Genomic DNA, 20833 nt, shown 5'->3' with positions numbered 1-20833 from the left:
GGTTCTCGGTCCGGTCAGCCCGGAATCCGCCGGGCGGTCAGGTCGAACATCGTGCGGTCGTGGAAGAGCTCGACGGCGGTCTCGAAGAGCTGCCGCTCGACCTGCTCGCGCTCGGCCGCGGTGAGCACCGCAGCGCCGCCGAGCCGCCGGGTCAGCCGGTCGAGCACCCCGAGCAGCGCGGCCCGGGGCAGCCGGTCCGGCGCCTGCCGGTGCACCCCGGCCGCGCAGCCCGCGGCGAACAGCACGGCGTAGCGCTCGGCCAGGGCGAGGGCTGCGGGGTCCGGGTCGGCGGTCGGGCCGGAGCGGGGCAGGGCGGAGCGGGACAGCGCGGCGCAGTCGGCGCCCAGGGCGTCGAGCTCGGCGCCCAGCCGGGTCGCGAACCGGGCCAGCGGGTCGTCGCCCGCGGCCCCCGGCGCCGCGGCGAAGACGGCCAGGGTGGCGAGGACGGGGTCCGGGGCCGCCGGGTCGGCCGTCGGCCGGCGCGGGTCCAGCGGCGGCAGCGGGCCGCCGAGGTCGAAGAGGTCCGGATCGGCCGGCGCACCCGGGGCGAGCCGCGGCAGGTGCGGCAGCACCAGCCTGAGCGTGTCGGCCCGGGAGGCCCGCAGCACGCCGTGGACGGTGAGGTCGCGGGCGGTCTTCTGGAAGATCGCGTGCGCGCCCTCGCGGATGAACCCCCGGGCGCCCAGCGCGGCCCGCAGCTCCTCGACGGCCGCCTGCACCGTCCGGGCCGCCAGCGCGTCCGCAGCCGGCGCCTGTCCGGCCGGGGCGTCGGGCACCAGGTGCAGGGCCCGGACCAGCACCGAGCCGAGCAGGTCGACGATCAGCAGGTCCTCCCGGGCCCGTGCCAGGACCGAGCGGACGTACGGGAGGTCGGCGACCGGCGCCCCGTAGAGCCGCCGGTCGAGGGCGTTGGCCAGGGCGGTGCGCAGCGCGGTGTCCAGCGGCCCGGCGGCCAGGCCGGCGGTGAACGCCCGGGTGAGCCGGTAGGAGCGGGAGGCGCCCTCGCGGTCGGCCGGGTCGGGTGCGGTCCGGCCGTCGAGCAGGGCGCCGGCCGGCACCGGACAGTCCGTCAGCTCAAGGCCGCCGAAGCGCAGTCCGCGCAGCCCGGCCGCGCCGACCGGCGGCAACTCGCGCACCCGGCCGTCGGCGGGCAACTCCGCGCGGTGGACCAGCACCGGGCCCAGGTCGGTGCGGAGCACCAGGGCGTCGGCCCGGTCGAGGCCGGCGGTGAACTCCTGCCGGCCGGAGAGCAGCCAGCCGCCTTCGGCGGGGCGGGCGGTGAACTCCGGGCGGTCGGGGGCCCCGTCCAGCGGGCCGGCCGGGGCGGCGATCCGGCCGCCCGACAGCAGCAGGTCGGCGACCGCCCGCTGCTGCTCCGGGCCGCCCGAGGTCCAGACCGGCGCCGCCGCCAGGAAGGAGCCGAAGCCGTGGTCCAGGCCCAGCGCCGGATCACGCCGCCACACCGCCTTCAGCAGCTCGGCGAGCTCGTCGGCCCGGGTGAGCCGGCCGCCGAGCGCGGCGGGGACGAACTCGGCGCCCAGGCCGTACTCGGCCAGCAGCTCCCCGGCGGCGGCGGGCGGCCGCCGCTGCTCGTCGGCGGCCAGCGCGGCGGCGTGGCCGGCGGGGTTGCCGGGGGCCCACGGGTCGCCGAGCAGTTCGTCGAGCTTCTCGGCGCTCATGAGGACCTCGCGGGGGAGCAGGGCAGCGGGGTGCCGAACGGGGTGGCGGTGGCCGCGGAGTGCGCGGTGGCCAGCAGGTGGTCGGCGAGCAGGGTGGCCGCCTGCTCGTCCGCGGGCGGGCGAGGGGTGCCGACCAGGTCGGCGAGGTCGGCGAGCAGGACGCGCAGGGCCGCGCGGGCCCAGAGCCCGTCCTGCCAGAGCGGTTCGCCCGCGTGCCGCTGCGCCTGGGTGGACCAGAGCCGCAGACAGGCGGTGCCGGCGTAGCAGAGCTCGTAGGCGGCGGCGAGTTCGTAGGCCGCCATCGGCGGGCGGGCGGCGGGGCGCACCTCGGCCATCAGCGCGGCCAGCCGCAGCGCGGCCGTGCGCAGCGCCGAGGCCAGCCCGGCCAGGTCGGCCGGCACCCCGGGGGCCGCCGCGAGGGCGTCGGCCAGGGCGGGCAGCGACTGCACCAGCGAGCAGCCGTGCCGGGAGAGCAGCGAGAGCGCGCCGCGGTCCAGCGGCCGCGGGCGCTCGCCGAGCGCCACCGCCTCGGCCAGGCCCTCGGCCTCGAAGCGGCCGGCGGCCAGGTTGCGGGCCAGCCGGGGGAACTGCTGGATCAGCGAGGCCCGGTTGACCGGGGTGCTGCCGTCGAAGACGGCGACCACGTCGTGGTCGCGGGCCAGCCGCTGGAAGGCGCCGTGCTCGTGGCCGTCGACCAGGGCCGAGCGGACGTCGAGCAGTTCGGCCAGCTCGCGGATCAACTCGGAGACCAGGGCGGGCGCGACCGACTTCACCACCGCGGAGACCACGCTCATCTCGCCGGTCAGGCTGTGCGCGGAGCGCACGCCGACCAGCGCGGCCGCCTCGGCGGCGGCCAGCCGGGCCGCGGACCGGGCCAGCACCGCGCGGCTCGCCCGGTCCGGTCCGCCGGGCCGGTCCGCCGCGTACCGGGCGGCCAGCCGGACGGCCTGCTCGCCCGCGCCCAGCGACATGGCAGAGCAGACGGTGCGGGTCAGCTGCAGGGCCCGCAGCGCCGTCTCGATGCCGGCGCCCTCCTCGCCGAGCAGCGCGTCGGCCGGCACGGTGGCGCCGGTGAACTCCACGCCCGCCAGGTCGATGCCGCGGATGCCGTGGGTGCGGATCTTCGGCAGCTGCCGCCAACCACCGCTCTCCAGGGACTCCTTGGCGACCAGGAAGATGCTGTGGCTGCGCGCGGTGCTGGCCTCGGCGGTGCGGGCCAGCACCGACAGGTGGGTGGCCCGGCTGCCGTTGTTGATCGGCCACTTGACGCCGTCGAGCCGGTAGCCGCCGGGCTGCGCGGTGGCCCGGGCCGAGCCGTTGACCAGGTCGGCGCCGTGCTCCGGCTCGGAGAGCGCGCAGCCCACCGGGGCACCGGAGAGCACCACCGCGGCGACCTCGGCCGCCTGTTCGGGGCTCGCGGCGAGCCAGACCGGGGCCACGCCCAGGTAGGTCTTGCCGTGCGCCACCGTCGCGGCCAGGTCGCGGCGGGCGACGGTGCGCCAGAGCCGAAGCATCACCTCGTGGTCGTCGAAGCGGCCGCCCAGCGGCTCCGGCACGTAGTACCGGTGCAGGCCGAACTCGTCCAGCCGGGCGCAGAGTTCCGCGGGGAACCGCTCGCCCTCGTCGTCGTCGGCCGCGCGGGCGGCGGTGGCCGCCCAGTCGCCGAGAAGGGCGTCCAGCTCCGCCTCGGGGCCGGCGGCGGGAGTGGCTGCGGGTGTGGCGGTCACCCGGCACCGCCGGCCGAGATGAGCTGCACCTCGGGCTCCAGCTCGGCGTGCAGCGCGACGAGTTCGCCGGACAGGAAGCGCTCGCGCATCGCCGACCGCTGGATCTTGCCGCTGGTGGTGCGCCGCACCGAACCGCGGCGGACCAGCACCACGTTGCGCACCGGCACGCCGAGCGCGGTGGTCAGCCGGCGGGCCACGGTGCTGGCCACGGCGGGCAGTTCGTCCTGCGGGGTGACCGGGTTGACCTCGTGGACCAGCACCATCCGCTCGTCCGGCGCGGTGACCCCGAAGGCCGCGCCGAGGAAGCCCTGCAGCGCCTCGTGCGAGGCCCGGGCCTCCTGCTCCACGTCGTTGGGGAAGAAGTTGCGGCCGCGCACGACCAGGATCTCCTTGATCCGGCCGGTGATGTACAGCTCGCCGTCGAGCACGGCGCCCAGGTCGCCGGTGCGCAGCCAGGGGCGGTCGTCGGCGCTGTCGGCGAGCCGGGCGTCGAAGAGCTCCGCGTTGAGCTCCGGCCGGTTCCAGTAGCCCGTCCCGAGGTTGCCGCCGCGCAGCCAGATCTCGCCGATCCGGCCGTCCGCCAGCTCCCGGCGGGTCTGCCGGTCGACGATCCGCAGCTCCATGTCGCCGAGCGTGCCGCAGCCGACCACCTCCTTGCCGACCGCCGCCGCGCCCTGCGCACCGGCCGGGACCGGCAGCAACTCGGGCCGCTCGGCGTGCTGCAGGGCGGCCTGGTCCGCGAGGAAGACCAGCGGGTCGCCGGCCGGGCGGCTGGCCGAGACGTAGGCGGTGGCCTCGGCCAGGCCGTAGCAGGGCGAGACGGCGCGCGAGCTCAGCCCGTAGGCGGCGAAGCGCTCGTTGAAGGCCCGCATGGTGGGCAGGTGGATCGGCTCGGAGCCGTTGAGGATGTAACGCACCCCGGTGAGGTCCAGCCCCACCAGCTTGGCGTCCGGGACCAGCCGGGTGCACAGGTCGAAGGCGAAGTTGGGCCCGGCGGTGACGGTGCAGCCGAACTTGGCGAGCATCCGCAGCCACTCCACCGGACGGCGGACGAAGTCGGCCGGCGACATCAGCACCACCCGGGAACCGAACAGCAGGCCGGCGGTGAGCAGCACGAACAGGCCCATGTCGTGGTGGAGCGGCAGCCAGCTGCCGAAGGTGTCCTCGGGGCCGAGCTTGCCGTGGGTGTTCATCGAGCGGGTGTTGGCCAGGACCGAGCCGTGGGTGAGCACCACCCCGCGCGGGGTGCCGGTCGACCCGGAGCTGTACTGGACGACGGCGACGGTGTCGCGGTCGGGTCGGCGGCCGTCGGCGAAGCCGGCGGGCGCCGTGCCCGGGCCGGCCTCGGCGGCCTCGACCACCGCCAGGTCCGCCAGGCCGTGCCCGCGGAACTGCTCGGCCAGCTCCGCGCCGCCGCCCGCGGGGGCGATCGCCAGGGCCGGGCGGCAGTCCTCGACGATGGCGGCCACCCGGTCGGTGGCGCTGGCGCCGCCGCCCGGCACGGGGGCCGGCACGGCGACCAGGCCGGCCAGCAGACAGCCCAGGTAGTACTCGACGAACTCGGCGCCGGTCGGCAGCACCAGCAGCACCCGCTCGCCGAGCGGCAGCCGCTCGGCCAGCCAGGCGGCGCGCAGTCCGGCGCGGCGGGCGAGTTCGGCATAGTCGACGGTGTCGTGGCCGGGTGCGGCCGAGCCGCGGTAGAGGGTCAGCGCGGCCCGCTCCGGGTGCGCGGCGACCCGCTCGGCGAACGCATCGCCCACGTTCTGGTGCACAGCGAGATCGAACGTCATGACGTTACCTCCAGGTTCGGGCGCCGCGCGGGGAGTCTCCACCCACTCGGTCGAAATCCCGGGACGACGGCCGTCCCGGGATTCCGGAATTCTGCTGAGGACTATGTCCCAGCGCGGTTCGCGGGATCAATGTCCGGCCGCCCCGGTACCCCGCGGCTGCATTGCCCGCCCACCCCCGCGGGGCCGTTCAACTGGGCCGCCGCGCCACTTGAACAGCCGCCCGTGGTAGCCGCGCCGTCCGCCGCTGTGCACCCTTGAGCAGGTGCGGCGGCCCGGGAGATGCTCACCGGACGATCGCCGAGCGACGGCCGAGGGGGCGGATGCGCATGGGCATCGCACCCCTGCCGTTCCACCATCTGGCATAAGGCAGGGGCTCTGTGTATTCTCCCGGCAACAGGGACGAAGAAATGCCGCGGTCTCCCCGGTGCGGGGCGGACGCCGTCAAATCCCTGATCATCCACCGATTGTCCGGTTCCACCGGACTACCGGAATCAGAATTCGATCCGGATATCCCGTTCGCCGAGTTCGGGGTCTCCTCGCGTGACGCGATGGCGCTGATCGGCGAGCTGCAGGCCGAGCTCGGCGTCGAACTCAGTCCGGTGCTGCTCTGGGAGCAGCCGACGATCGGGCTGCTCAGTGCCCGGATCGCCGAACTCGCCGCTTCCGAAGGCGAGTTGTCGAAAGAGCCGGCTGCCGGGGCGGAGCCGGCGCGGCCGGCGGCCGGGCCCGGGGACGAGCAGGCGATCGCCGTCGTCGGCCTCGGCTGCCGCTTCCCCGGTGCGGACGGGCCGGACGGGCTCTGGGAGTTGGTGCTCTCCGGCGGTGACGCGGTGGCGGCCGGCGCCGAGCTCGCCGCCCGGCGCGGCCTGCCCGGCGCCCACGGCACGCTGCCGGACGTCGACCTCTTCGACGCCGAGTTCTTCGCCACCGCGGCGCGGGAGGCCGTCCTGATCGACCCGCAGCAGCGGCTGCTGCTGGAGACGGCCTGGTCGGCGCTGGAGCACGGCGGCATCGTGCCGGGCGAGTTGGCCGGCACCCGGACCGGCGTCTTCGTCGGCATCAGCAGCGGTGACTACGGGCGGCTGGCGGCTCGCGAGGGCGGGCTCGACCTGCACGGCGTCACCGGGCAGGCGGCGAGCATCGCGGCCAACCGGCTCTCCTACTTCCTCGACCTGCGCGGCCCCAGCCTGGCGGTGGACACCGCCTGCTCCTCCTCGCTGCTCGCCGTCCACCTGGCCTGCGCCAGCCTGCGCGCGGGAGAGTCCGACACCGCGCTGGCCGGCGGGGTCAACCTGCTGCTGGCCGGCGAACTCACCGACGCCTTCCGCGAGGCGGGCATGATGGCCGCCGACGGCCGGTGCAAGACCTTCGACGCGAGCGCCGACGGCTACGTCCGGGCCGAGGGCTGCGGCGTGGTGGTGCTCAAGCGGCTCGCCGACGCGCTGCGCGACGGCGACACCGTGCATGCCCTGGTCCGCGGCTCCGCGGTGAACCAGGACGGCCGCAGCAACGGGCTGACCGCGCCCAACGGTTCGGCGCAGCAGGAGGTGATCCGGGACGCCCTGCGCAACGCCGGGGTGGCGCCGGAGGAGATCAGCTACCTGGAGGCGCACGGCACCGGCACCCCGCTCGGCGACCCGATCGAGGTCCGGGCGCTGGCCGCCGTGCTGGCTCCGGACGAGCGGGCCGGCGAGCCGCTGCTGATCGGCTCGGTGAAGACCAGCATCGGCCACGCCGAGGCGGCGGCCGGGATGGCCGGCCTGATCAAGGTGGTCGAGATGATCCGGCACCGCACGGTGCCGCCGCACCCGAGCTTCACCGGCCCCAACCCGCACCTGCCGGCCGGCCCCGGCTGGGCGGTCCCGGCCGAGCCGCGGCAGTGGCGCCCGAGCGGTGGCCGACTGCTGGCGGGCGTCAGCTCGTTCGGCTTCGGCGGGACCAACGCCCACCTGATCCTGGAGGAGCCCCCGGCCCCCATCGCACCGCCCGCCGGGCCGCCGGAGCCGGAGCGCGGCGTGGAGGTGCTGACGCTGAGCGCCCGCACCGAGCCCGCGCTGCGGACCCTGGCCGCCCGGTACGCCGAGCTGCTGCGCGCCGAACCGGGCCCCGCGCTCGGCGATGTCGCGCACCTGGCCAACACCCGCCGCACCCACTTCCGGCAGCGCGCGGCCGTGGTGGCCGGCAGCCGCGCCGAGGCCGTGGCCCGGCTCGACCGGCTGGCCGCCGGCGGCCCGGGTGTCCGCAGCGCCGGCGAACCCGGCCCGCTGGCCTTCCTGTTCAGCGGCCAGGGCTCGCAGTTCCCGTTGATGGCCGCCCAGTTGGCCGACACCAGCGCGGTCTTCCGGCGCGAACTGGAGCGCTGCGCCGACCTCCTCGACCGCCTGCTGGACCGGCCGCTGGCCCAGGTGCTGCGGCCGAGCGCCGACACCGCCGGCCTGCTGGACCGCACCGAGTACACCCAACCCGCCCTGTTCGCCGTGGAGTACGCGCTCGGCCGGCTCTGGCAGAGCTGGGGTGTGCGGCCCGACTACCTGCTCGGCCACAGCGTCGGCCAGCTGGCCGCGGCCTGCACGGCGGGCGTCTTCGAGCTGCGGGACGGCCTCCGGCTGGCCGCCGAACGCGGGCGCCTGGTCGCCCAGTTCGCGCAGCCCGGGGCGATGGTCGCGGTCTTCGCCGAGGAGCCGGCCGTGCGCGAGCTGCTCGCCGCGCTGCCGCAGGCGCCCAGCCTGGCCGTCGCGGCGGTCAACAACGCGGGCAACACCGTGGTGGCCGGCACCGCCGAGGACGTCGCCGAACTGCGCCGGGCGCTCACCGGCCACGGGCTGGACAGCCGCCCGCTGGGCGCCGGCTACGCCTTCCACACGCCGATGATGGCGCGCGCCGCCGAGGAGTTCGCCGCGGTCGCCGCCCGGATCGACTACCGGGCGCCGACCGTCCCGCTGGTCAGCGACCTGGACGGCACCCTGTTCGACGCCGGGCGGCGGCCCGACGCCGCCTACTGGACCGCCCACCTGACCTCGCCGGTCCGGTTCGCCGACGGCATCCGCCGGCTGCACGGCCTCGGCTGCCGCAGCTACCTGGAGGTCGGCCCGCAGCGGGTGCTGCTGGGCGCCGGCTCCCGCGAGGTGGCGGACGGGCTCTGGCTGCCCTCGCTGCGCCGCGAGGTGCCGGACTGGCAGGTCCTGGCCGAGTCCGCCGCGAGCCTGCACACCGCCGGCCGGCCCGTCGACTGGGCGGCTTTCGACGGCGAGCGGGCGCACCGCCCGGTCCGGCTGCCCGGCTATCCGTTCCAGCGCCGCTCGTACTGGCTGCCCACCGACCGCACCACCACCTCCGCCGGCGCGCCAGCCGCCGCGCCGACACCGAAGGGAAACGACGCAGCTATGCCGGAGAACGACACCTCGACGACCGCCAGGGAGAGGATCCTGGCGGCCATCGGCGACATCGTGGCGGGGGTGCTCGGCAGCGACCACCGGGTCGACCCCGAGGCCACCTTCCTGGAACTCGGCGCCGACTCGCTGACGCTCATTCAGGCGCTGCAGGCGGTCCAGCGGACCTTCGACATCACGATCCCGATCAGCCTGCTCTTCGAGGAGGTCAACACCACCGAGCTGCTGGCCGGTTACGTGCAGGCCAACGCCGCGCCGGAGCGGCTGGCGGAGGCGCTGGCCGACGCCGCGGCCCCGGCCGGTCCGGCTGCCGCCGCCGCGCCGGCGGTGCAGCAGGTGGCGCAGCCCGCGGTCGTCCAGTCCGCCGTCCAGCCGGCCGTCCAGCCGGTCGGGCAGCCCGCCGCACCGCTCTCCGGCAGCGCGGTCGAGCGGTTCCTGGAGGTGCACGCCCAGGTCATGCGGGAGGCCTCCGCGATGATCGCCGGGACCGCGGCCCCGGCTCCGGTGCAGCCGGCCCCCGCACTGCCCGCTGCCGCACTGCCCGCAGCCGTGCAGCCCGTGGCCGGGCAGCAGGCCGCGCGCCCCGCGGCCGCCCCGATCCCGGTCGCCGCCGCCAACACCTTCGTCGCCTTCAAGTCCGGCCGCGGCCCGGCCGCCCCCCGCCTCGGCGCCGAGCAGCGCGCCTACCTGGCCGAACTGGCCGACCGCTACTGCCGGTTCACCAAGGGCTCGAAGGAGTACGCGATCCGCGAGCGCCCCTGGCACGCGGACGTGCGGCACGCCCCGCAGCCCTTCCCCAACCTCAAGGAGCTGCGCTACCCGCTGGTCGTCGAGCGCTCGCTCGGCTCCCGGGTCTGGGACGTGGACGGCAACGAGTACGTCGACCTGACGGTCGGCTTCGGCGCCAACCTGTTCGGCCACCGCGAGCCGTTCATCGAGGAGGCGGTGGCGCGGCAGCTGGCGGCCGGCATCCACGTCGGCCCGCACAACCCGCTGACCGACGAGTTCGCCCGCCTGGTCAGGGAGTTGACCGGCAAGGAGCGCACGGTCTTCTGCAACACCGGCTCCGAGGCCGTGATGGTCGCGCTGCGGATCGCCCGGGCGGTCACCGGGCGGACCAGGATCGCCCTCTTCGCCGGCGCCTACCACGGCTCCGCCGACCCGGTGCTGGCCCGTCAGGACCCGGCCGGCAACGGCGCGAGCGTCCCGCTCTGCCCGGGCGTCCCGGACGCGGTGGGCAGCGACGCGATGGTGCTGCCGTACGGCGACCCGGCCTCGCTGGAGGCGATCCGCAGCCGGCTGCCCGAGCTCGCGGCCGTGCTGGTCGAGCCGGTGCAGAGCCGCCACCCCGACCTGCAGCCGGTGGAGTTCCTGCGCGAGCTGCGCCGGATGACCGAGGAGGCCGGGGTGGTGCTGATCTTCGACGAGGTGATCACCGGCTTCCGGATGCACCCCAACGGCGTGCAGGGCCTGTTCGGCATCGAGGCCGACCTCACCACCTACGGCAAGGTACCCGGCGGCGGCATGCCGGTCGGCCTGGTGGCCGGCCCGGCCCGCTACCTGGACGCCATCGACGGCGGCGCCTGGCTCTTCGGCGACCAGCCCTACCCGCGCTCGGCCCGCACCTTCTTCAGCGGCACCTTCTGCAAGCACCCGCTGATGCTCGCCGCCGGCACTGCCGTGCTGCGCGAACTGCACCGGCGCGGACCGGAGTTGCAGGAGGAGCTGAGCGAGCGGGTGCGCCGGCTGGCCGACCGGCTCGACCGGCTCTTCACCCGGGCCCGGGTGCCGATCTCGATCGCCCGGTTCGGCTCGCTGTTCCGGATGAAGTTCCCGCAGGAGAGCGAGCACTCGGAGAAGGTCGAGGCCTTCTACACCCTGCTGGCGCTGAACGGCGTCTACGTCTGGGAGGGCCGCAACTGCTTCCTGACCACCGCGCACACCGACGAGGACGTGGAGCGGATCGTCGCCGCCTTCACGGCCGCGCTGGACGAACTGGTCGAGGCCGGCTTCTTCCCCGGCGCCCGCCGCCCGAGCCGGCAGCTCGAGGCGGACGGCGAGCCGCTGGGGGAGGGCGTGCTGGACGCCTACCCGCTCACCACCGCCCAGCAGGAGATCTGGCTGCTGAACCAGCTGAGCCCGGGCGAGGCGCGCGCCTACCGGGAGAGCACCGTGCTGGAGCTGCGCGGCGAGCTGGACGCCGGCGCGCTGCGCGGGGCGCTGCGCGAGGTGCTGGCCCGGCACGACAGCCTGCGCACCGCCTTCGCGGCGGACGGCTCGCGGCAGCTGGTCGCGGCCGCCCCCGCGGAGCTGGAGATCCCGCTGGTCGACCTGGAGGGGCCGGTCGGTGAGGAGCGCGAGGCCCGGGTGCGGCAGTGGCTGGAGGCCCGCTCGCACACCGACGCCGACCTGGTGAACGGCCCGCTGGTGGAGGCCGCGCTGCTGCGGCTGGAGCCGGACTGCCACCGGCTGCTGCTGGCGATCCACCACCTGGTGGCCGACGGCTGGTCGTTCGGCATCCTGTTCGAGGAGCTGGCCGAGCTGTACAACGCCCGCCGGGCCGGAACCACCGCCCAGCTGCCGCCCGCCCCGCAGTTCCACGAGTTCGCCGAGGGCCGGGAGCGGTACGCGCTGAGCGCCGCCCGCGGCGCCGACGAGGCGTACTGGCGCGGCCTCTTCCCGGCCGGGGTCACCCCGGCCGAGCTGCCCGCCGACCGCGCCCCGGCCGCCGCCCCGACGCACGCCGGCGGCCAGTACGACTTCACCCTCGACGGCGCCACCGCCGAACTCCTCGGCACCGCCTGCGGGGAGCTGGAGACCACCCGGTTCACCCTGCTGCTGGCCGCCTACGGCTGCCTGCTGCACCGCCTGACCGACCAGCAGGAGCTGGTGATCGGCGTCCCGGTGGCGCTGCGCGAGGAGGCGGGCGCGGACCGGATCGTCGGCAACCTGAGCAACGTGCTGCCGATCCGATCCCGGCTGGCGCCGGGCACCACCGTGCGGGAGTACGCCCGCTCGATCCAGCGCGCGGTGCTGGAGGGCTTCGCGCACAGCGCCTTCCCGGCCTCCGAGCTGCACGACCCGGCGCGGACCGGGCCGCGCGGGCCGCTCTACACCACCTTCTTCAACCTGGACCGGATGGCCGCCGCCCCGCAGCTGGCCGGCCTGAACGCCGCCGTGCTGGCCACCCCCCGGCCGTACGCCAAGACCGGGCTGAACGTGGACGTCACGGCGCTGGGCGAGGGCCTGGCGGTCTCCTTCCAGTACGCCGCCGAGCTGTTCGACGAGTCGACGGTCCGCCGGCTGGCGGCCGGGTACGTCCGGCTGATCCGCGAGCTGGCCGCGCACCCGGACACCGCGGCCGAGGAGCTGGACCTGCTCGGCGCGGAGGACCGGCGGCGGATCCTGGAGCAGTGGCACGGCACCGGCCTGGCCGAGCAGCGGCAGACGCTGCCGGAGCTGTTCCAGCAGCAGGCCGACCGGACGCCCGAGGCCGTCGCGGTGGTCGACGGCGACCGGCGGCTGACCTACCGGGAGCTGACGGCCCGGGCCAACCGGCTGGCCCGCTGCCTGATCAAGCACGGGGTCGGCCCGGAGCAGCTGGTCGCGGTCTCGATGGGCCGCTCGGCCGAGCTGCTGACCGCCCTGCTGGCGGTCTGGAAGGCCGGCGGCGCCTACCTGCCGATCGAGCCCGGCTACCCGGCCGAGCGGATCGGCTACGTGCTGCGGGACGCCCGCCCCGCGCTGCTGCTCGCCGACTCCTCGGCCGGCGCGGTGCTGGCGGAGGCGGCCGAGCAGGGCGTGCCCGAGCTGGTGCTGGACGCGCCGGAGACGCTGGCCGCGCTGGCCAGGTTCGGCGACGGCGCCCCGGCCGCGCGCCGGCGCGGCGAGGCGCTGACCCCGGACCACCCGGCCTACGTGATCTACACCTCGGGCTCGACCGGCCGCCCCAAGGGCGTGGTGGTCAGCCACCGCAACGCGGTGGGCCTGTTCGCCTCGGCCGGGCAGCTCTTCGAGTTCGGCGAGGACGACGTCTGGAGCTGGTTCCACTCCTTCGCCTTCGACTTCTCGGTCTGGGAGCTCTGGGGGCCGCTGCTGAGCGGCGGCCGGGTCGTGGTGGTCCCGTTCGACACCTCCCGCTCGCCGGCCGACTTCGCCGAGCTGCTGGCCCGCGAGCAGGTCACCGTGCTGAGCCAGACGCCCTCCGCCTTCTACCAGTTGATGGCGGCCGAGGAGGGCCGCCCGGGCACCCTGGCCGGCCTGCGCACCGTGGTCTTCGGCGGCGAGGCGCTGGACCCGGCCCGGCTGGCCGACTGGTGGCGGCGCCACCCGAGCGGCGGCCCGCTGATGGTCAACATGTACGGCATCACCGAGACCACGGTGCACGTCACCTACCAGGCGCTGAACGCGGCCGGCGGCGAGGGCGGCAGCGTGATCGGACGGCCGATCCCGGGCCTGGGCGTCTACGTGCTGGACGAGCGGCTGCGCCCGGTGGGCGTCGGCACGGTCGGCGAGCTCTACGTGACCGGCTACGGGCTGGCCCGCGGCTACCTGGGCCGGGCCGGGCTGACCGCCGAGCGGTTCACCGCCTGCCCGTTCGGCGGCAGCGGCGAGCGCATGTACCGCACCGGCGACCTGGTGCGCTGGCAGGAGAACGGCCTGCTGGTCTTCGCCGGCCGGGCCGACGAGCAGGTCAAGGTGCGCGGCTTCCGGATCGAGCCGGGCGAGATCGCCGCGGTGCTCGCCGCGCACCCGCTGGTCGCCCAGGCCGCGGTGCTGGCCCGCGAGGACGAGCCCGGCGACCAGCGCCTGGTCGCCTACGCGGTGCCGGCCGGCGGTGCTTCGGCTGCCGAACTGCCCGAGCTGCTGCGCGCCTTGGCCGCCGAGCGGCTGCCCGAGCACATGGTGCCCAGCGCGGTGGTGCTGCTGGAGGCGCTGCCGCTGACCGGCAACGGCAAGCTCGACCGCAAGGCGCTGCCCGCCCCCGAGTACGGCCTGGCGGCCGGCCGGGGCCGCGGTCCGGCCGACGAGCGGGAGGAGGCGCTCTGCCAGGTCTTCGCCGAGGTGCTGGGCCTGCCGGCGGTCGGGGTGGACGACAACTTCTTCGCGCTGGGCGGGCATTCGCTGCTCGCCACCCGGCTGGTCAACCGGGTGCGGGCCCGGCTCGGCGCCGAGCTGGAGATCCGCGCGCTGTTCCGCTCCCCGACCGTGGCCGGCCTGGCCGCGGAGCTGGCCACCGCGGCCGGCGCCCGCACCGGTCTGACGGTCCGTCAGCGGCCGGAGCTGGTGCCGCTCTCCTACGCCCAGCAGCGGCTCTGGTTCATCGGGCAGCTGGAGGGCCTGAGCGCCACCTACAACGCGCCGATCGCGGTGCGGCTGACCGGCGCCCTGGAGCCGGCGGTGCTGGCGGCGGCGCTGCGCGACGTGCTGGAGCGGCACGAGGTGCTGCGCACCGTCTTCCCGACCGTGGACGGCGTGCCGCACCAGCGGGTGCTGCCGGCCGCCGAACTCGGCTGGGAGCCGGAGCTGGTCCGCGCCGAGCCGGCGCGGACCCCGGGACTGGTCGCGGAGGCGGCCCGGCACCGCTTCGACCTGTCCACCGAAGTGCCGCTGAAGGCCTGGGTGTTCGAGGAGTCGCCGGAGGAGCACGTGCTGGCCGTGGTGGTGCACCACATCGCCGGTGACGGCTGGTCGATGGGCCCGCTGGCCCGCGACGTCTCCACCGCCTACGCGGCACGGGCCGCCGGCCGGGCGCCCGAGTGGCAGCCGCTGCCGGTGCAGTACGCCGACTACGCGCTCTGGCAGCGCGAACTGCTCGGCGACGCCGAGCACCCGACCGAGCTGCAGACCGGCCAGGTGGAGTACTGGCGGGAGGCGCTGGACGGCGCCCCGGCCGAGCTGCCGCTGCCCTTCGACAGGGCCCGCCCGGCCGTCTCCTCGCACCGCGGGCACAGCACCGGCCTGGACGTTCCGGCCGACCTGCACGCCAGGCTGCTGGAGTTGGCCCAGGAGAACGGTGTGACCCTGTTCCTGCTGCTGCAGGCCGCGCTGGCCGCGCTGCTCTCCCGGCTCGGCGCCGGGACCGACGTGCCGATCGGCTCCGCGGTCTCCGGCCGCACCGACGAGGCGCTGGACGAACTGGTCGGCTTCTTCGTCAACACCCTGGTGATCCGCACCGACCTGACCGGCGACCCCAGCTTCACCGAGCTGCTGGCCCGGGTCCGGGAGGTGGGCCTGGCCGCCTTCGCCCACCAGGACGTGCCGTTCGAGCGGCTGGTGGAGGAGCTGGCCCCGGCCCGCTCGCTCGGCCTGCACCCGCTCTTCCAGACCGTGCTGACCATGCAGAACACCGGCGACGCGGTGCTGGAGCTGCCCGGCCTCGCGGTCGAGCTGCTGCACGTGGCCCGGCCGGCGGCCAAGTTCGACCTCGACGTGATCGTCGAGGAGGTGCTGGACGGCGGCGCCCCGGCCGGCCTGCGCGGCTCCGTCACGGTCGCGGCCGACCTCTTCGAGGAGCTGGCGGCCGCGGTGCTGGCCCGGCGGCTGGTCCGGGTGCTGGCGGCGGTCGCGGCCGACCCCGGCCTGCGGGTCGGCGAGCTGGAGCTGATGGACGCCGCCGAGCGGGAGCTGGTGCTGACCGGCTGGAACGCCGCGGCGGCCCCCGCCGCGGCGGCCCCCGCCGGGGCGGTGACCGTGCCGGAGCTGTTCGCGGCGCAGGCGGCCCGCACCCCGGAGGCGGTCGCGGTGGTGGCCGGCGGCGACCGGCTGAGCTACGCCGAGCTGGACGCCCGGTCGAACCGGCTGGCCCACCACCTGGCCACCCAGGGCGTGGGCGCCGAACGGGTGGTCGGCCTGGTGCTCGACCGCTCCGTGGAACTGGTCACCGCGCTGCTGGCGGTCTGGAAGGCCGGCGGGACCTACCTGCCGATCGACCCGTCCTACCCGGCCGAGCGGATCTCCCACATGCTGCTGGACGCCCGGGCGGCCGTCGCGATCGGCACCGCCGAGGTGATCGACGACCTGCCGGCCGGCCGGGTGCGGATGCTGACCATCGACGACCCGATGACGGCGGCGCGGATCGCCGGCCAGCCGTCGACGGCGCCGGAGCAGCTCCCGGCGGCCGACCGGGCCGCCTACGTGATCTACACCTCCGGCTCCACCGGCCGCCCGAAGGGCGTCGCGGTCACCCACCGCGGGCTGGCCAACTACCTGGCCTCGGTGCCGGAACGGCTGGGCTTCGCCCCGGCCGGCGGCCGCTACGCGCTGCTCCAGGGCCAGGCCACCGACCTGGGCAACACCGTGCTCTTCGCCAGCCTGGTCTCGGGCGGCGAGCTGCACCTGCTGCCGGTCGAGGCGGCCACCGACCCGGCGGCGGTCGCCCGCTACCTGGCCGAGCACCGGATCGAGCACCTCAAGGCGGTGCCCTCGCACCTGGCGGCGCTGGGCTCCGGCGGGCTGGACGCGGTGCTGCCGAGCGGATCGCTGGTGCTCGGCGGCGAGGCGGCCCCGGCCGCCTGGCTGACCGAACTGTTCGAGGCGGCCGGCGACCGGCCGGTCTTCAACCACTACGGCCCGACCGAGACCACGATCGGCGTGGCCACCGTCCGGCTGACCCCCGAGCTGGTGGCCTCCGGCCGGGTGCCGGTCGGCAGCCCGGTGCCGGGCAACCGGCTGTACGTGCTGGACGAGCGGCTGCGGCCGGTGCCCGCCGGGACCACCGGCGAGCTGTACGTGGCCGGCGCGGGCCTGGCCCGCGGCTACCTGGGGCGGTACGCGCTGACCGCCGAGCGGTTCACCGCCTGCCCGTTCGGCGAGCCCGGTGAGCGGATGTACCGCACCGGGGACCTGGCCCGGTGGAACGGCCAGGGCCTGCTGGTCTACGCCGGCCGGGCCGACGAGCAGGTGAAGATCCGCGGCTTCCGGGTCGAGCCCGGGGAGGTGGCCGCCCTGCTGGCGGGCCACCCCGGGGTCGACCGGGCCGTGGTGGTGGCCCGCGAGGACGTGCCCGGCGACAGGCGCCTGGTCGCCTACGTGGTGCCCGGGGAGCCGGGCCAGGCGGCCGAGGAACTGCCCGGCGAGCTGCGCGACCTGGTGGCCGGGCGACTGCCCGAGCACATGGTGCCCAGCGCGGTGGTGCTGCTGGAGGCGCTGCCGCTGACCGGCAACGGCAAGCTCGACCGCAAGGCGCTGCCCGCCCCCGACCCGGCCGCCGCCCGGGTCGCCGGCCGGGAGCCGCGGACCCCGCAGGAGGTGATGCTCTGCCAGGTCTTCGCCGAGGTGCTGGGACTGCCCTCGGTGGGCGTGGACGACAACTTCTTCGACCTGGGCGGCCACTCGCTGCTGGCCACCAGGCTGGTCAACCGGGTCCGCGCGGTGGCCGGCGCGGAGCTGGAGATCCGTGCGCTGTTCCAGACCCCGACCGTGGCCGAACTGGCGCCCGGCCTCGGCGGCGAGCAGGAGGTCCGGCCGGCCCTGCGGCCGATGCGCCGGTCCTGACGACCCGTCCGCCCCGTCCGCCCCGCCCGGGTGTCCGTTCAACTGCGCCGCCGGCCCGGTTGAACGGACACCCGGCCCGCCGGGGTGCCCCGGCATTTCCGCGACCGCCGCGGAATGGCCCGGTAATTCGGCCGGAGAATTCCGCCGGCCGACCGCGGGAACGGCTATTGATCGACCGGACGACGCTGCGGCATAGTGGTCCGGGCGGTGCCGATGAACCCGCCGAAAGACCATCCGAGAGAAATGACCGCCCGGGATATCCCGGTCCCGGGCCGATGAGAGGAATTCCGATGGCGAACCCGTTCGAGAACCCCGACGCCAGCTACATCGTGCTGGTCAACGACGAGGGCCAGCACTCGCTCTGGCCGGTCTTCATCGAGGTCCCGCAGGGCTGGCGCTCGGTCTACGGCGAGGCGCCGCGCCAGGACTGCCTCGACTACATCGAGCAGAACTGGACCGACCTGCGCCCGAAGAGCCTGATCGAGGCCATGAGCGGAAAGTGAGCGGAAAACCGGGGAGAAAACCGCGGCCGCCCCTGGGGGGCGGCCGCGGAATCCCCGGGGCCGGAGAATCCGGCAGTGGTATCCAGAACAGCCACCGGACCATTCGAAGGGGGTAGCTCCATGGCTGTGCAGGACATCGCATTCGTCGAGCTGTACACCCGGGACAAGGTGTCCGCGGTCGACCGCCTGGTGTCGGCCACGGGCTTCACCCGGGTCGCGGACAGCGTCGCGGCCGACCGGAGCTCGGTCCTGCTGCGGCGGGGCGGGGCGCAGCTGGTGGTCACCTCGGGCCGGGGCATCTGGCGGTTCCTCGACGACCACGGCGACGGCGTGGCCGACATCGCCTTCGGCTGCGCGGACGTCGCGCGGGCCGAGGCCGCCGCGCTGGCCGCCGGGGCGCAGCCGGCCGGCCCGGACCGCGGGCTCCCGGTGTTCGCGGGCTTCGGCGCGGTGGTCCACACCCTGGTCCCGCTGCGGGCGCTGCCGCCCGGCCGGAACTGGACCCCCGTCCCCGGGCCGGCCGCCGGCCCGGCCGTCCGGCTCGACCACCTCGCGGTCGGCCTGCCGGCCGCCGCCGTGCCGCGGTACGCCCGGCTGTACCGGGACGCCTTCGGCCTCGACCGCCGGGACGAGGCGGCGGCGGACCGGGTGGCCCTGCGGGCCGCCGGCGGACGCACCCTGCTCACCCTGGCGGCCGCCGACACCGGCCCTGAGGTGCGCCACCTGGCCTTCCGGACCGGGGACGGCGAGCACCCCGGCGACCTGCTCGAACTCGCCCCGAGTACGCCGTACGCAGCCTTCGAGCGCTCCGTGCCGGCCGTCCGGTGACCGGCCCGGGCGGCACGCCGCTGTTCACCCTGGCCGACTACGCCGACGCGGCGCGGAAGCTCACCGACCCGGCCGTCTGGGACTTCCTGGCCGGCGGCGCCGGCCGGGAGCAGACCCTGGCGGCCAACCTGGCCGCCTTCGAGGGCATCCGGCTGCGGCCGTCGGTGCTGACCGGCGCCGGCCTGCCCGACACCCGCACCCGGCTGCTCGGGCGGGACTGGGCGGCACCGCTGGGCATCGCGCCGATGGCCTACCACACGCTCGCCGACCCGGCGGGGGAGGCGGCCACCGCCGGGGCCGCCGGCGCGGCCGGCCTGCCCCTGGTGGTGAGCACCTTCGCCGGCCGGACCTTCGAGTCGATCGCGGCGGCCGCCGCCGGACCGCTCTGGCTGCAGGTCTACTGCTTCCGCGACCGGGCCACCACCCGCGCGCTGATCGAGCGCGCCGAGCGGGCCGGCTTCGAGGCGCTGGTGCTGACCGTGGACGCCCCGCGGCTCGGCCGCCGGCTGCGCGACCTGCGCAACGGCTTCCGGCTCCCGCCGGGCATCGGGCCGGCCAACCTCACCGGCACCGGCTTCGACTCGCCCAGCGGCCACGCGCTGACCGCCTTCGACCCCGTGCTGGACTGGTCGGTGCTCGACTGGTTCCGCTCGGTCAGCCCGCTGCCGGTGCTGGTCAAGGGCGTGCTGGGCGCACCCGACGCCCGCCGGGCGGTCGAGGCCGGCGCGGCCGGGATCGTGGTCTCCAACCACGGCGGCCGCCAACTCGACGGCGCCCCAGCGACGTTGGACGTGCTGCCGGAGGTCGCAGCGGCGGTGGCCGGGGCCTGCCCGGTGCTGCTCGACGGCGGCGTGCGCCGCGGCCGCGACGTGCTGGCCGCACTGGCGCTGGGCGCCGACGCGGTGCTGCTCGGCCGCCCGGTGCTGCACGGCCTGACGGTCGGCGGGCAGCAGGGCGCCGCCGGGGTGCTGGACCTGATCACCGAGGAACTGGCGGAGACGATGAGCCTCGTCGGCGCCGGTTCGATCGCCGACATCGGAGTGGAACACGTGTACTCGCCCAGCGCCGTCGCACCCGCGCCGGCCCGCCCCCGGACCGCCCCGCCCGCCGGGCCCGCCGTGCTGCGGAAGGAGGAGCTGCACGGCAGCCTGGCCGACCCGGTGCTCGACACCATGAACTTCCTCAACGAGATCACCCACCGCTACCCGGAGGCGGTCTCCTTCGCCCCCGGCCGTCCCTACGACGGCTTCTTCGACACCGAGCAGATCATCGACCACCTGCGCCGCTACCTGGAGCACCTGGAGCAGGGCGGCGCCTCGCCCGGGGCGATCCGCTCCGCGCTCTTCCAGTACGGCCCGGCGGCCGGCCAGATCCGCGAGGTGATCGCCGACTGGCTGCGCCGGGACGAGGGCATCGAGGTGGCGCCGGAGGCCGTGGTGGTCACCGTCGGCGCCCAGGAGGCGATGTTCCTGGCGGTCCGGGCGCTGATCTCCCGGCCGGAGGACGTGCTGCTGGTCTCCAGCCCCTGCTACGTGGGGATCACCGGCGCCGCCCGGCTGCTGGACGTCGAGCCGGTGGCGGTGGAGGAGGGGCCGGCCGGGTTCGAACCGGCCGCGCTGGAGGCCGCGATCCGGGCCGAGCGGGCCCGCGGCCGCCGCCCCCGCGCCTTCTACGTGATCCCCGACCACTCCAACCCCTCCGGCGCCACCATCGGGCTGCGGGAGCGCCGGGAACTGCTCGACCTGGCCGCCCGGGAGGACCTGCTGATCCTGGAGGACACCCCCTACCGGCTGGTCAGCCCCGGTGCCCAGCTGCCCACCCTCAAGGCGCTCGACCGCGACCGCCGGGTACTGCACCTGGGCTCGCTCTCCAAGACCCTCTTCCCCGGTGCCCGGGTGGGCTTCGCCATCGCCGACCAGGAGGTGGTGGACGCCGCGGGCGGCCGCGGCCTGCTGGCCGACGAGCTCACCAAGATCAAGAGCATGATCACGGTCAACACCTCCCCGGTGAGCCAGGCCGTCGCGGCCGGCATGCTGCTCTCGGCCGGCGGCAGCGCCGCCGAGCTCAACGCCAAGAACGCCGCCCACTACGGGGACGCGATGCGGGCCGTGCTCGACGCGCTCGCCGCGCAGTTCCCGGCCGCCGAGCGGGAGGCCCTCGGGGTGCGCTGGAACGAACCGGCGGGCGGCTTCTTCCTGGCCGTCACGGTGCCGTTCCGTGCCGACAACGCCGCCCTGGTGCAGTCGGCCGAGGAGTACGGCGTGATCTGGACCCCGATGTCCTACTTCCACCCGCGCGGCGGCGGCGAGCACAGCCTGCGCCTGTCCGTCAGCTACCTGACCCACGAGGAGATCGCCGACGGGATCGCCCGCCTGGCGGCCTTCATCCGGGCCCGGGCCATCCCGGCCTGAGGCCCCGGCC

The 20833-nt window shown here is 76.0% G+C and carries 7 protein-coding genes; 4 read left to right on the top strand and 3 right to left on the bottom strand.

All coding sequences use genetic code 11. The features are described from left to right. Positions 1 to 14 precede the first annotated feature (14 nt). From ACFYNO_RS24655 to ACFYNO_RS24645, 3 genes are read right to left on the bottom strand one after another with little or no spacing between them, the layout of a single operon-like run. Positions 15 to 1679 (bottom strand): acyl-CoA dehydrogenase family protein, encoded by a 1665-nt coding sequence (locus ACFYNO_RS24655; protein WP_388016343.1) that lies wholly within the window; start codon positions 1677 to 1679, stop codon positions 15 to 17. After that, the gene (locus ACFYNO_RS24650; RefSeq protein WP_388016340.1) at positions 1676 to 3406 is read right to left on the bottom strand and encodes an acyl-CoA dehydrogenase family protein; all 1731 of its coding nucleotides are present in this window, start codon (positions 3404 to 3406) and stop codon (positions 1676 to 1678) included. Before ACFYNO_RS24650 ends, ACFYNO_RS24655 begins: the two co-directional genes overlap by 4 nt. Continuing rightward, on the bottom strand, positions 3403 to 5196 hold the full coding sequence (locus tag ACFYNO_RS24645) for a fatty acyl-AMP ligase (RefSeq protein ID WP_388016337.1): 1794 nt from the start codon (positions 5194 to 5196) through the stop codon (positions 3403 to 3405). The genes ACFYNO_RS24650 and ACFYNO_RS24645 overlap by 4 nt, the downstream gene beginning before the upstream one ends. Positions 5197 to 5660: 464 nt before the next feature. Here ACFYNO_RS24645 and ACFYNO_RS24640 point away from each other — a divergent pair, with 464 nt between their 5' ends. The 4 genes from ACFYNO_RS24640 (at position 5661) to ACFYNO_RS24625 (ending at position 20823) form a co-directional block, all read left to right on the top strand. Further along, positions 5661 to 17081: an amino acid adenylation domain-containing protein gene (locus ACFYNO_RS24640; protein ID WP_388016334.1), complete on the top strand. Its 11421-nt coding sequence runs from the start codon at positions 5661 to 5663 to the stop codon at positions 17079 to 17081. A 290-nt stretch (positions 17082 to 17371) separates the two neighbouring features. After that, positions 17372 to 17584 carry an MbtH family protein gene (locus ACFYNO_RS24635; protein WP_388016331.1) on the top strand — a complete coding sequence of 71 codons (213 nt, stop codon included), beginning with the start codon at positions 17372 to 17374 and terminating at the stop codon, positions 17582 to 17584. Between the two features lie 120 nt (positions 17585 to 17704). Then, positions 17705 to 18412: a hypothetical protein gene (locus ACFYNO_RS24630; protein ID WP_388016328.1), complete on the top strand. Its 708-nt coding sequence runs from the start codon at positions 17705 to 17707 to the stop codon at positions 18410 to 18412. Then, on the top strand, positions 18409 to 20823 hold the full coding sequence (locus ACFYNO_RS24625; protein ID WP_388016325.1) for an aminotransferase class I/II-fold pyridoxal phosphate-dependent enzyme: 2415 nt from the start codon (positions 18409 to 18411) through the stop codon (positions 20821 to 20823). The genes ACFYNO_RS24630 and ACFYNO_RS24625 overlap by 4 nt, the downstream gene beginning before the upstream one ends. Positions 20824 to 20833: the final 10 nt, after the last annotated feature.

This window comes from Kitasatospora sp. NPDC006697, from assembly GCF_042869935.1.
Classification (GTDB): Bacteria; Actinomycetota; Actinomycetes; order Streptomycetales; family Streptomycetaceae; genus Kitasatospora.
This window is presented reverse-complemented; position numbering and strand designations above follow the sequence as displayed.

What these genes read in the sequence shown, in the direction of transcription:
- ACFYNO_RS24655 (WP_388016343.1), bottom strand. Translation starts at nt 1,679, where the DNA reads ATGAGCGCCGAGAAGCTCGACGAACTGCTCGGCGACCCGTGGGCCCCC.
- ACFYNO_RS24645 (WP_388016337.1), bottom strand. Translation starts at nt 5,196, where the DNA reads ATGACGTTCGATCTCGCTGTGCACCAGAACGTGGGCGATGCGTTCGCC.
- ACFYNO_RS24635 (WP_388016331.1), top strand. Translation starts at nt 17,372, where the DNA reads ATGGCGAACCCGTTCGAGAACCCCGACGCCAGCTACATCGTGCTGGTC.
- ACFYNO_RS24630 (WP_388016328.1), top strand. Translation starts at nt 17,705, where the DNA reads ATGGCTGTGCAGGACATCGCATTCGTCGAGCTGTACACCCGGGACAAG.